Annotated in this window: 10 protein-coding genes; 3 read left to right on the top strand and 7 right to left on the bottom strand. The window is 72.8% G+C overall.

Features of this window, described 5'->3' with window-relative positions:
* The 6 genes from ACFV5H_RS24705 to ACFV5H_RS24730 form a co-directional block, all read right to left on the bottom strand.
* Positions 1–1305, bottom strand: a complete 1305-nt coding sequence (locus ACFV5H_RS24705; RefSeq protein WP_385044834.1) for a M20/M25/M40 family metallo-hydrolase — start codon at positions 1303–1305, stop codon at positions 1–3.
* Positions 1298–2131 (bottom strand): M55 family metallopeptidase, encoded by an 834-nt coding sequence (locus ACFV5H_RS24710; protein ID WP_385044837.1) that lies wholly within the window; start codon positions 2129–2131, stop codon positions 1298–1300. Before ACFV5H_RS24710 ends, ACFV5H_RS24705 begins: the two co-directional genes overlap by 8 nt.
* A 52-nt stretch (positions 2132–2183) precedes the next feature.
* Positions 2184–2957: a methyltransferase domain-containing protein gene (locus ACFV5H_RS24715; protein WP_385197317.1), complete on the bottom strand. Its 774-nt coding sequence runs from the start codon at positions 2955–2957 to the stop codon at positions 2184–2186.
* Positions 2958–3098: 141 nt separating this feature from the next.
* The gene (locus ACFV5H_RS24720) at positions 3099–5570 is read right to left on the bottom strand and encodes a SpoIIE family protein phosphatase (RefSeq protein ID WP_385044842.1); all 2472 of its coding nucleotides are present in this window, start codon (positions 5568–5570) and stop codon (positions 3099–3101) included.
* A 144-nt stretch (positions 5571–5714) separates the two neighbouring features.
* Positions 5715–8144: an MFS transporter gene (locus ACFV5H_RS24725; RefSeq protein ID WP_385197319.1), complete on the bottom strand. Its 2430-nt coding sequence runs from the start codon at positions 8142–8144 to the stop codon at positions 5715–5717.
* Positions 8145–8299: 155 nt separating this feature from the next.
* Complete coding sequence (locus ACFV5H_RS24730; protein WP_385044848.1) at positions 8300–8743, bottom strand: SRPBCC family protein; 444 nt, start codon at positions 8741–8743, stop codon at positions 8300–8302.
* A gap of 171 nt (positions 8744–8914) precedes the next feature.
* Between ACFV5H_RS24730 and ACFV5H_RS24735 the strand changes: the two genes are divergently transcribed.
* The 3 genes from ACFV5H_RS24735 (at position 8915) to ACFV5H_RS24745 (ending at position 12255) form a co-directional block, all read left to right on the top strand.
* Positions 8915–9952 (top strand): Rv2578c family radical SAM protein, encoded by a 1038-nt coding sequence (locus ACFV5H_RS24735; RefSeq protein ID WP_385197320.1) that lies wholly within the window; start codon positions 8915–8917, stop codon positions 9950–9952.
* 139 nt (positions 9953–10091) lie between these two features.
* Entirely contained in the window at positions 10092–11672 is a 1581-nt protein-coding gene (locus ACFV5H_RS24740) for an alpha/beta hydrolase (RefSeq protein WP_385044854.1), read from the top strand.
* Positions 11673–11727: 55 nt separating this feature from the next.
* A complete protein-coding gene (locus tag ACFV5H_RS24745) occupies positions 11728–12255 on the top strand; it encodes a GNAT family N-acetyltransferase (protein WP_385044857.1) in 528 nt (175 codons plus the stop codon).
* A 6-nt stretch (positions 12256–12261) separates the two neighbouring features.
* Here ACFV5H_RS24745 and ACFV5H_RS24750 read toward each other — a convergent pair whose 3' ends face one another.
* Positions 12262–12837 carry an adenylosuccinate lyase gene (locus ACFV5H_RS24750; RefSeq protein ID WP_385044860.1) on the bottom strand — a complete coding sequence of 192 codons (576 nt, stop codon included), beginning with the start codon at positions 12835–12837 and terminating at the stop codon, positions 12262–12264.
* Positions 12838–12979: the final 142 nt, after the last annotated feature.

The following is a 12979-nucleotide window of genomic DNA, read 5'->3' on the forward strand; positions in this document are numbered from 1 at the left end:
TCAGGCCGTCCGCAGGAACCGGTCGAGGACCCGGACACCGAACCGGAGCGCCTCGACCGGGACGCGCTCGTCGACGCCGTGGAAGAGTGCCTGGTAGTCGAAGCCCTCCGGCAGCCTCAGCGGCGCGAATCCGTAGCCGGTGATGCCCAGCCGGGAGAACTGCTTGGCGTCCGTGCCGCCGGACATGCAGTACGGCACCACCTGCCCCTCGGGCGCGAACTCCTCGACGGCGGCCCGCATCCGGGCGAACGTCGGGGAGTCCACCGGCGCCTGGAGCGCCACCTCGTGGTGCTCGAACTCCCAGTCGACGTCCGGTCCGGTGAGCCGGTCCATGGTCGTGCGGAACTCGTCCTCGGTACCCGGCAGATACCGTCCGTCGACGTGCGCCACGGCCTCCCCGGGGATCACGTTGACCTTGTAACCGGCGTCCAGCATCGTCGGGTTGGCGCTGTTGCGGACGGTGGCCTCGACGAGCTTCCCGGCCGTGCCGAGCTTGTCCAGCAGCGTGTCCACGTCGGACAGGTCGGTCTGGATGCCGTACACGGCTGCGAGTTCGGTGAGCGCGGCCCGTACGGTCGGGGTGAGCCGCAGCGGCCACTGGTGCTCGCCGATGCGGGTGACGGCGGCGGCGAGGCGGGTCACCGCGTTCTCCCGGTTGACCTTGGAGCCGTGCCCGGCCCGGCCGCGCGCGGTGAGCCTCATCCAGGCCGTGCCGCGCTCGCCGGCCGCGATCGGGTAGATCTGCCGCCCGCCGCCGTCGTGGAAGGTGAACGCGCCCGACTCGCTGACGCCCTCGGTGCAGCCCTCGAAGAGGTGGGCGTGCCGGTCGGCGAGGAAGCCGGAGCCGTCCTCGGCGCTGGCCTCCTCGTCCGCGGTGAACGCGATGACGATGTCCCGCCGGGGCCGTACGCCCTCGCGCGCCCAGGCCCGCACCACGGCGAGGATCATCGCGTCCATGTTCTTCATGTCGACGGCGCCGCGCCCCCAGACGACGCCGTCGCGGACCTCCCCGGAGAACGGGTGCACGCTCCAGTCGGCGGCCTCGGCCGGGACGACGTCCAGATGCCCGTGGACGAGCAGCGCGTCGGCCGACGGGTCGGTGCCCTCCAGACGGGCGACGACGTTGGCGCGGCCCGGGACGCGTTCCAGGAGCACCGGCTCGAGTCCCGCCTCCGCGAGCCGCGCGGCGGCGTACTCGGCGGCGGGCCGCTCCCGGCAGTCGCCTCCGCCCCTGTTGGTCGTGTCGATCCTGATCAGGTCGGACGTGAACGTCACGACCTCGTCCATGGCCCGCTCGTCAGCCATACTGCTCCTCCACCGCGGCCGAGGCGATCGTGGTGACCGCCTTGAAGGTGCGGATCCCGTCGTACATGGTCCCGCTGGTGTACGCCACCTTCCGCTCGCCGGTGCGGGTCACGCCCGGCACGACGGTGGCGGCCATCGCCAGGTGCTCGGCGTCGAACTCCACCGCGACGGTGAACGGCCCGCCGTCGACGGGCTCCCGGCGCACCGCCAGCGTGGCCGCCTCCTCGGCCGCCGCGCGGATGTCGGCGGCCGTCCGGGCGGGGGTGCGGCACACGGCCGCGTACCGGGACACATGGTCCTTGACGGCGACCTTCAGCGCCTCGGGCGCGTAGCCGAGCGCGTCCTCGCAGGCGACGTCGTCACCGGTCACCAGGACCACCGGCACCCCGTACTCGGCGGCCACATGCGCGTTGAGCAGGCCCTCGCTGGCCCGTACGTCGTTCACCCACACCCCGGTGATGGAGTTGGCGAGGAAGGTGTGCGCGAGGACGCCCTCCATGCCTGCGCCGGCGTGGTAGCCGACGAACGCGATGCCGTCCACGTCGCCGTGCTGCACGCCCTCGACCATGGAGAGGGACTTGTGCCGCCCGGTGAGCATCTCGGCCCGCTCGTCCAGCTGCTCGAGGAGCAGGTTGCGCATGGTCCAGTGGGCCTCGTTGATCAGCACCTCGTCGGCGCCGCCGTCGAAGAACCCCTGCACGGCGGCGTTGACGTCCGAGGTGAACATGGACCGGCACCGCTCCCACTGGGGAGTCCCCGGCAGCACGTCGGCCGGCCAGGTGACACCGGTGGCGCCCTCCATGTCGGCGCTGATGAGGATCTTCATGCGGCACACGCTACGTGGTTCCGCCGAATCCCGGCCAGCCTGTGGATAACTCTCACCGGTCCGGACCGGTGAAGGGCGCATCGCTCCTCACCAGGCACTGCCTTACGGCGCGTCCCGTCACGAACCAGAGGGACGGCAGCTCGATACGGGTGCCGTCGGGGCCGTGCTCCGTGGTGGTCAGCGGCAGGGTGCCGTTCGCCAGTACGGTCAGTCCGGCCGCGGTCAGGAACTCGGGCACGGCCGCGTCGTCGACCTCGCCGGGGGCTATGCCGTGCCGCAGGACGGGCGCGAGTTTGGGCGGCGGTCCCGCGGGGCCGGCCGCGAGGCCCCGCAGGACGGCTCCGGCGGCCTCGGAGGGCTCGACGAGGAAGGCACGGCCGCGGTCGCCGACCACCGTGGCGACGGCGTCCGCCAGCGCCTGCCGGTCGTCGGGCTCGCACTGGTGCAGCACGCCGCGCATGTACACGTTGGCGTCGCCGAGTTCGGCGTGCAGCGCCTGCGTCCCGGCCTTGTCGACGGCGTCCAGCCGCCGGTACGCCGCCTGCCCGGCCGGATCGGCGGCGCGGGCGCGGTCCAGGGCGGCGGCGGAGAGGTCGGCCCCGAGGACGTGCGGGAAGCGGTCGGCGAGGAAGCGGGTCTGGGTGCCGTTGCCGCACCCGAGGTCCACCAGGGGCAGCCAGGGGTCGGTCAGATGCGGTTCGAACAGGGCGAGGTGGCGGGCCACCGTCAGGGCGGGCTCCGCGTCCCAGAACACGGCCCCCTCCTCGTCGGGTGCCTCACGCCAGAAGCCCTCCCAGGCCTCCCGGTACCGACTCGTCACGCTCATGACCGACTCCCCAGGGTGCGACGCCGACCCGCCCCGTGCGACGGGCCAGTACGGTGTATCGCGCCCCGGGCGCGCGGACAAGCGTACGGCGCGTTCCTTCACGGCCCGTTCGCCCCGGAGTGCGCCGTGTACCACCGGCGCTCAGCGTCGTCGCGGCAGTGTCAGTTCGAACCACACGCTCTTGCCGGTCGTCGTCCGGCTGGTGCCCCACTGGCGGGCGAGGGTGCTGACCACGCGCAGTCCCCGCCCGAACTCGTCCGCCGGCCGCGCGTCGAGCAGCGTCGGCAGTTCGTGGTCGTCGTCCTCCACCTCGCACAGCAGCGTGTCGCCGCGCACCAGCCGCAGGGCGACGGGTCGGGCGTGGGAGTGCAGTACGGCGTTGGTGACGAGTTCGCTCACCATCAGCTCGGTACTGTCGACGAGCTTCGGCAGCCCCCAGTCGTGGAGCTGCTCGCGGACCACCGCGCGGGCCCGGCCGACCTCGGACGGCTCGGCGACGAGCCGCCATTCGGCGACGTCGTCGGGTTCGATGCCGCCGAGGCGGGCCATCAGCAGGGCCACGTCGTCCTTGCGGCCGCCCTGTGTGTTGAGCGCTCGGATGATGGTGTCGCAGGCGTCGTCCATGGAGGCGGCCGGGTGGGCGGCGGACTCGCACAGCGTGGCGAGCCCGACACCGATGTCCTCGCCGCGCACCTCGACCAGTCCGTCGGTGCACATCACCAGCCGGTCACCCGGCTCCACGGGCACGCGCACCGTCTCGAAGGGCACCCCGCCGACGCCGATGGGCGCCCCGGTGGGCAGGTCGAGCAGTTCGCTGCGCCCGTCGGCGGCGCGGACCAGCACGGGCGGGACGTGTCCGGCGTTGGCGAGGCGCAGTTCGCCCGCGATGGGGTCGTGGACGGCGTACAGGCAGGTCGCGAGGTAGGTGTCGCCGAGCCGCTGGGCGAGGTCGTCGAGGTTGCGCAGGAGTTGCGCGGGCGGCAGGTCCAGTCCGGCCATGGTCTGCACGGCGGTGCGCAACTGGCCCATCATCGCGGCCGAGTTCAGCCCGTGCCCCATGACGTCGCCGACGACGAACGCGGTACGGGCGCCGGGCAGTTTCACCGCGTCGAACCAGTCGCCGCCGATCCGCCCGAGCAGGGTGCCCGGCAGATAGCGGGTGGCGATGTCGCAGCCCGCCATGCGCGGCGGGATGTGCGGCAGCATGCTGTCCTGGAGCGTCTCGGCGACGTTCTCCTGGTACGTGTACATGCGCGCGTTGTCGAGCACGAGGCCCGCGCGGGCGGCGAGTTCGGCGCCGGTGACCCGGTCCATGTCGTTGAAGACCTGCCGCTCCGGATGGCGCAGCAGGATCATGAAGCCGAGGACGGCGTGGCGTGCCTTCAGCGGGACGACCAGCATGGAGCGGCCGGTGATCAGCGGCCGGATGTCGCGCTTCTCGAACTGCGAGGCGATGGCGTGGCCCATCTCCTCGCTGATGCGCGGCACGAGGACGGGTTCGCCGGTGGTCATGCACCGGAAGAACGGGGTGTGCGCCGGAAAGGGCATGGCCTCGCCGACGGGTACGACGTCGTCCCAGCGGCCGGGTTCGTCGGTGTGCTCCAGGGCGACCCGGTGCCACAGGGTGGTGGTGTCCGGCACGCCCTCGTCGAATCCCTCACCGGCGACGACCTGTTCGCGCAGGTAGGTGCCGGCGACGTCGGTGAAGCGGGGCACGACGGCCTTGCTGACCTCGACGATGGTGCGGGAGAGGTCGAGGGAGGTGCCGATCCGGGAGCTGACCTCGTTGAGGAACTCCAGGCGCTCGCGGACGGCGGCGTACTCGAGGTCCTCGCCCTCGTCCCGCAGTTCCTCGGGCACCGGCTCGCCGGCCGCCAGCGCCCGCGCGGCCCGTTCGCGGCGCTCCCGGCGTTCGATGCGCCGGGGCACGCCCCAGTCGGGGGTGACGGGCACCCGGTCGTTCTGGCTGAACTCCAGGACGGGATAACCCAGTTCGAGGACCTGGGCGACGATACGGGCGCTGTCGCCGACGCTCATGCTGGGGAGGATCTCGGGGAGCCGGCGGGCGAGGTCCTCGGAGCCGGGGAAGTCGGTGTGCAGGGCGAAGCCGGGCGCGATGCGCTCGAACGTCCCGGCCCCGTCCGTGCGCAGCAGTCCGTCCGCGTCGGCGGCCAGCACCAGCAGCCGCTCGCGGCCCGGCCCCACCAGCGGGTAGGCCCACCACAGCACGTCGACCCGCCCGGCATCGGCCGCGGCCAGCCGGGCCCGGCCCGCCGCCGGGTAGGACAGGCCCCCGCCGAGCGAGGCGCCGAGGCCGGGTCCCAGACCGTCGTAGGCGGCGTACGCCCCGTAGGGCTCCTCGTCCCCGGGCTCCCCCGGCTCCTCGGGCAGGGCCCCGGTCACGGGCAGCAGGTCGGCCGCCGGGCGGCCGAGCGCGTCCTCCTTGGGGAGGGAGAACAGGCGCCGCGCGCCCCTGCTCCAGTGGGAGACGAGTCCGTCGCGGTCCACCACGACCACGGCCAGCGGGATACGGCCGGCGCCGCCCCGTTCGGCCGCCGTGCCGTCCCCCGCTCGGCGTTCCGGAGGTGCGTCCCGCTCGGTGCCACGGTCCATGGCCCAGGCCCTCTCTCCCCCGGCTGTGCAAGATCTGTACCGCCGTCACCACCGTACGGCCACGGTCGGCCGCGATGTGTGCCAACGCGGGAATTGCTCGCCGGTGCTCGCACCGGCGTACGTTCCCGCGCGTGACCGACCGTTTCAGTCCTCGTGGCCGAGTTGGAGGTCGCGTTCCGTGCGGCCTCCGCCGGCCATCTGGAGCACGGTCGCGACCGGTGGGTAACCGGCGGCGATGACGGTGTACTCGCCGGACGACAGGTCGACGAAGCGGAAGATGCCGTCGGGTCCCGTGGTGAGGGTGTCGACGACGTTGCCCGCCGCGTCCAGCAGGGTCACACGGGCCTCCTCCACGGGCCGTCCGCCGCCGGCCCTGACGGTGCCGCGCAGCACCGCGCCGCCGGCCAGCTCGACGTCCTGGCGGGTCTCGCGGGCGGCCTGCACGGTGACGGGGAGGGCGGCCGGACGGAAGGCGGGCGCGCTCGCGGCGAGGGTGTACTCGCCGGCCACCAGCTCGCTGATGACGTAGCCGCCCTCCCGGCCGCTGCGGGTACTGGCGACCACCTCCCCGTGGACGTTGGTGAGGGTGACGGCGGCGTCCCGCACCGGTGTGCCGTCGGCGGTGACGACACTGCCGGCGAGACGGCCCGCACCGCCGAGGACGACATCGAGTTCGACGGGCCGCTCGCCGACGGTCACGGAGACCGCCTGCGGCTGGTGACCGCCGGCGGCGGCGATCAGGACGTACGATCCCGGTCCTGGCGTGGCCAGCGCGTACCGTCCGTCCTCGCCGCTGGCGCCCCGTCCGGTCTGCTGTCCGGTGACGTCGATGAGGGTGAGCGCGGCGCGCGGTACGACGGTCCCGTCGGGGTGCTGCACGGTCCCGCAGACGGGGATGCCGCCGGCGTGCGGGGAGCGGAGCGAGGCGGGGGTCCCCCCGCTCGAAGCGTGGGGGCGCGCGTGCGGTACCTGTGCCGTGAAGTGGGCCGGGTCGGCGGTGGGGGTGTGGTGGGACACCAGTGGTTTCTCCTTGAGGAAGAAGGCGATGAGCAGGCCGAGGACGAGCACCGGCACCAGGTGGAGGAAGATGCGCGGCATGGCGTCGGCGTAGGCCTGCACGTAGGCGTCGCGCAGCTCGGGCGGCAGCGCGTGGACGAGTTCGGGGGTGATCGACTCGGCGTCGAGCGGCCCGCTGCCCGCGTGCGCGGGGAGGCGCTCGTCGAGCGCGTCGGTGAGCCGGCCGGCGAAGAGGGTGCCGAAGACGGCGGCGCCGACGCTGCCGCCGATCTGCCGGAAGAAGTTGTTGGCGCTGGTGGCGGTACCGAGGTCGGCGGGGCGCACGGAGTTCTGCACGGCGAGGATCAGCACCGGCATCACCATGCCGATACCGGCGCCGAGGACGGCCATCCAGATGCTGTAGTGCAGCCGGGGCGTGCCGGTCTCCAGACGGGACAGCAGCCACATGCCGACGGCGGAGAGGGCGGCGCCGACGACGGGATGGCGCCGGTAGCGGCCGGAACGGCTGATGAGCTGCCCGGAGATGACCGAGGCGCCGACGATGCCGCCCATCATGGGCAGCATCAGCAGTCCGGACCCGGTGGCGGTGGCCCCCTCGACCATCTGGAGATACGTCGGCAGGTAACTGGTGGCGCCGAACAGGGCGACGCCGATCACCAGCCCCACCAGCCCTGTGACGTTGAAGACGGAGTCCCGGAACAGCCGCAGCGGGATGAGGGGTTCGGCGGCGAAGCGCTCGACGACGAGGAAGAGGACGGTGGCGACGGCGGCGCCCGCGCCGAGTCCGAGCACGACCCGGGAGTCCCAGGCGTACTCGGTGCCGCCCCAGCCGGTCAGCAGCACCAGGCAGGTGGAGGCGGTGGCCAGCAGGAGGGTGCCGAGGACGTCGAAGCGGCCCCGTGCGGCCGGCTTGGGGAGTCTGAGCGCCAGGGCGACGACGGCCATGGTGGCGATGCCGAAGGGGACGTTGACGTAGAAGCACCAGCGCCAGGAGAGGTGGTCGGTGAAGTAGCCGCCGAGCAGCGGCCCGGCGACGGACGCGAGGCCGAAGGCGGCGCCGATCAGTCCCATGAAGCGTCCGCGCCGGCGCGCGGGCACGATGTCCGCGATGATCGCCTGGACGCCGATCATCAGGCCGCCCGCGCCGACGCCCTGCACCGCGCGGTAGGCGATCAGCTCGTCCATGGTGGACGCGCGGCCCGCCAGCGCGGAGCCGACGACGAACACGAGGATCGCGAACTGGAAGACGCCCTTGCGTCCGAGCAGGTCGCCGAGCTTTCCGTAGACCGGCAGTCCGACGGTGGCGGTGAGCAGATAGGCGGTGATCGCCCAGGACATCCGGTCCAGGCCGTGCAGCTCGCCGACGATCCTCGGGAGCGCGGTGGCGACGATCATCTGCTCCAGGGCGGCGAGCAGCAGCGCCAGCATCAGCGCGAGGAAGACCAGCCGGACCCGGCGCGGGCTCAGGCCCTGTTCGACGACCGGTGCCGGGGGCGGTGGGCCCCCGGCCGGTGGTGCCGTGACCGGCTCGTCCTGCGTCAGAGTGATCCCGCCCACGTGCCGCTCCCCTCGTCGCACCGCCGGACAATTCCCGCGTAAAAGCGACAACTACGAGCAAGCGCGGTGAGTTACGGGACCGAGAAGGGCCGTAACGAGATCACTCGAAACGGTGAGGAGCCAACTCCGCACCGTTTACGAGGGTTTGCCGCCCCTTACTTCTCGACCTCCGCGGCCAGCCTGGCCAGCAGGGCGTCGTGGATACGGGCGAGACCCTTGGGCGCGAAGGTCTTCTCGAAGAAGCCGCCGATGCCGCCGGCGCCGTTCCAGACGGTGGTCACCACGACGCGGGAGCGGCCCTCGCCGGCCGGGGTGACCCGCCAGGTGGTGACCATGGAGGAGTTGCGGTCCTTCTCGACCAGTTCGCCGTCGGTCGGCTCGGTGACCTCCAGGAGGCAGTCGCGCACGCGCTTGCTGGTGGCCTGGAGCTTCCAGTGCACGAGGGTGCCCTCGCCGTCGCCGCCCTCGCGGACCTCGTACTCGCTGTACTGCTCGGGCAGCACCTTCCCGCGGGTGCCGCTGTAGTCGGCGAGGGCGTCGAACACCGTCTCCGCGTCCGCCGCGACGATCCGCTCCGTAGTGGCCTCGACCTGCGCCATCGCTTACCTCCAGGGCATGGGTTCTCGGGGTCGGGGCAAGCCAACCACCCCCGTGCCCGGCCGCCCAAATCGGGGGTCCGGATGTGATCGGGAGGGTGACCGAAGATGTCGCTCGCACGATCAAGGGAACACCTGTTCTATTCTGTGCCGCAGCGACACCGAGGAGGCGTCATGCGCTGGGAGAACCTCTCACCGGACTCCGAACACAGCCGGGCCGACACCGCCCTGTTCGGCGCGGAGACGGTCACGACCCGCACCTTCGACACGCCCGAGTTCGCCGGAATCACCTTCCACGAGATCCGGGCCCGCTCCATCGTCAACCGGGTGCCGGGGGCCTCCCGCATGCCGTTCGAGTGGACGGTGAACCCGTACCGGGGCTGCTCGCACGCGTGTGTGTACTGCTTCGCCCGCAAGTCCCACAGCTATCTGGACCTCGACACCGGCCTCGGCTTCGACAGCCAGATCGTGGTCAAGACGAACGCGCCCGAGCTGCTGCGCCACCGGCTGGCCTCCCCCGACTGGCGGGGCGAGCACATAGCGATGGGCACGAACGTCGACTGCTACCAGCGGGCGGAGGGCCGCTACCGGCTGATGCCGGGCATCCTCGCCGCCCTGCGCGACCGCGCCAACCCGTTCTCGATCCTCACCAAGGGCACGCTGATCCTGCGGGACCTGCCGCTGCTGAAGCAGGCCGCCGAGGTGACCGACGTGGGCGTCTCGGTCTCGGTCGGTTTCACGGACGAGGGGCTGTGGCGGACGGTCGAGCCGGGCACTCCGGCACCGGAGCGGCGCCTCGACGTGGTCCGGACGTTCACCGGGCACGGCATCGACTGCGGGGTCCTGATGGCGCCGGTGATCCCGTTCCTCAGCGACCGCCCGGACCAACTGCGGGCGGCCGTGCGGGCCGTCGCGGCCTCGGGTGCCACCTCCGTCACCCCGCTGGTGCTGCATCTGCGGCCGGGCGCCCGCGAGTGGTTCACGGCCTGGCTCGGGCGGCACCACCCGTACCTGGTGGCCCGCTACGAGCGGCTGTACGCGGACGGCGCCTACGCCCCGAAGTGGTACCAGCGCCGCATCACCCGGCAGGTGCACGAGCTGGCCCAGGAGTACGGCATCGGCCCCGCCCGCGCGGAGATGCCCCGCCGGATCCGCGCCGCCGGGCCGGCCGAGTCTCCGGCGGCCGAGCCGACCCAACTGACGCTCCTTTAAGAGCGTTCGAGCGCTTCCGGCGATCCGATCGGGTCAAGAATCAACAGAACATGTTCGGATGTGGCCTCATATCGGGACGATGCCGCGTGAACCGTGAGCCCCGCGGTCCGCAGCACCTCCGTCCTGGGAGGACACCGTCATGAGAAGAAGCGCAGCCGTGCTGTGCGGTGCCGCCGTCGTCCTGGCCGGAAGCCTCACGGCCGCGCCCGCCGAGGCCGGCACCCCGCGCGCCGCGGAGACCTTCCACGCCGCGAAACCCGTGTGGAGGAAGTGCGGCACCGACGACTATCCGACACTGCAGTGCGCGTCCGTCGAGGTGCCGCTCGACCACACCGGGCCCGCCGGGCGGAGGATCACGCTCGCGCTGTCCCGCGTCCCGCACACCGCGGAGCGGTACCAGGGCCCCCTGCTGGTGAACCCGGGCGGCCCCGGCGGCAGCGGTCTGACGCTCGCCGGGTTCGTCGCGGCGGCGCTGCCGAAGGAGGTGGCCGCCCAGTACGACGTCATCGGCTTCGACCCGCGCGGGGTGGGCGCGAGCGAGCCGGCGCTGGACTGCGGGCCGGGCCACTTCGGCCCGGTGCGCCCGGACCCGGTGCCGGCCTCGCCCGAGGTCGAGCGGGCCAACCTCGCGCGCGTGCAGTCCTTCGCCGCGGCCTGCGGACGCGAGTACGCGGATCTGCTGCCGTACATCGACACGAACAGCACGGTGCGCGACATGGACGTGATCCGGCGGGCGCTGGGCGCGGAGAAGCTCAACTACTTCGGCTACTCCTACGGCACCTACCTGGGCGCCGTCTACGCCAAGCTGTTCCCGGAGCGGGTGCGGCGCCTGGTCCTGGACTCGGTCGTCGACCCCACCGAGGTCTGGTACGACGCCAATCTGAACCAGGACCACGCGTTCAACGACCGCCACCGCGCCTTCATGGCCTGGGTCGCCGAGCACGACTCGGCGTACGGGCTGGGCGCCGACCCGGAGAAGGTCGAGGCCGCCTGGTACGCGATGCGCGCGGCCCTGAAGAAGGACCCGGCCGACGGGAAGGTGGGCGCCGCCGAACTGGAGGACACCTACCTCCCGGGCGGCTACTACAACGGCTACTGGCCCTATCTCGCGGAGGCGTTCTCGGCGTACGTGAAGGAGCGGGACGCCGAGCCGCTGGTCGAGGCGTACGAGAACTTCGGCGCGAGCGACGCCGCCGGTGACAACGGCTACAGCGTCTACACCGCGGTGCAGTGCCGGGACGCCGCCTGGCCGCGTGACTGGCGGCAGTGGCGCAAGGACAACTGGGAGGTGTACGAGCGGGCGCCCTTCATGGCCTGGAACAACGCCTGGTACAACGCGCCGTGCGCGTTCTGGCCGGCCGAGTCCCTGCGGCCGGAGCGCATCCGCAACGGCAAGCTGCCGCCCGCGCTGCTGTTCCAGGCGACGCACGACGCGGCGACCCCGTACCAGGGCGGTGTCACCGTCCACCGGCTGCTGGCCCGTTCCGGCCTGGTGGTCGAGTCGGGCGGTGGCAACCACGGCGTCACGCTGAGCGGGAACGCCTGTCTGGACCGGCATCTGGCGGCCTATCTGGCCGACGGGACCGTGCCGCGCGGGGGCGGCGGCGAGGCCGACGCGGTGTGCGCGGCGCTGCCCGATCCCGAGCCGCTGACGTCGAAGGCGGCACCGACGTCGGCGCGCGGTTCGACCCTGCACGGCCTGCTCGGCTTCCGGAGCTGAGCACCTGACGCGCCGTCGGGAGCGGGCTGTCGTACCCGTGGTCCATGATGGGCGCATGAGCGGATTCCTGCTGCGGCCGATGACCGCGGACGACTGCGACGGCGTGGCGGGGATCCGTGTACGGGGCTGGCGGCACGCCTACCGGGGGCTCGTCCCGCAGCCGTATCTCGACGGCCTCGACATCGCGGCGGACGCCGAGCGGCACCGCACCCGTCTGCGGCACGGCGACGGCGGTGTGGTGAACCTCGTCGCCGAGGCCGACGGCGGTGAGCTCGCCGGGTGGGCCGCGTTCGGCCCGTACCGGGACGGCGACGTGCGCACCGGGGACGCCGAGTTGTACGCGCTGTACCTGCCGCCCGAGCGCATCGGCCGGGGCGTGGGGCGGACGCTGCTCACCGAGGCGGTCCGCCGCTGCGCCGCCGCCGGTCACGAGCGCATGTATCTGTGGGTCCTCGAGGGCAACACCCGCGCCCGCCGTTTCTACGAGCGGGCGGGGTTCGGCGCGGACGGGGCGGAGGAGCCCTTCGAGGTGGCCGGGGTGGTGGTGCCCGAGGTGCGGTACGCGCGGGAGCTCACCGGCTGACGCCCCCTAGCGCGGCCGGGGGATCCGGGCCAGGGCGTGGACCGCCGCCTCGGCCAGTGCCGGGTGGGCGAGGGCTTCGTTCAGTACGGGTTCGGCGCGCGGGTCGCCGAGTTCGCCCAGCCCTTCCACACAGGCCAGCGCGACCCGGCGGTAGGGGTCATGGGGGCGCAGCCGCCGCCGCAACGTGGTGATCAGGGCGGGGACCGCCTCGGGGGCGCGCAGTGCGGTGAGCAGGCGGACCGGGTGCAGGGCGTAGGCGACGCGGAGTTCGTTGGTGGCGAGGGCGGCGGCGGCGCGGGCGGTGCGCGGGTCGCCGAGGCGGGCGAGGGCGTGGGCGGCGGAGGCGCAGCGCGGCGGGTCGCGGTGGTTGAGGAGGAGGACGAGTGCCTCGAAGGCCCTGCGGTCCCCCGCCAGCCCCAGCCGGAACGCGGCCAGTTCGCGGGCCCAGAGCGGTTGTCCGGGTTCGGTGAGGACGCCGGCCAGGGTGTCGGGGTCGTCCGTGGCCAGGAGACGGTCGTACGCCGTCGATCCGCCCGACTCCGCCCGTAAGCGCTCCGTGAGCGATCGCAACTCTTCGTCCATGGTTCAGAGGTTAGGGGTGTGCGGGGCCGTCCGGGACGTACATCACAAAGCCGGGGGCTGGCGCGCTCGTTACCCGCGAGTTAAGCTCAGAAGAGCGAGTTACCCACTCGCTACCCTCCTCACGGCGGTCTGGTGACGCGGC

This window comes from Streptomyces sp. NPDC059787 (genome assembly GCF_042732315.1).
GTDB classification, from domain to species: Bacteria; Actinomycetota; Actinomycetes; order Streptomycetales; family Streptomycetaceae; genus Streptomyces; species Streptomyces atrovirens.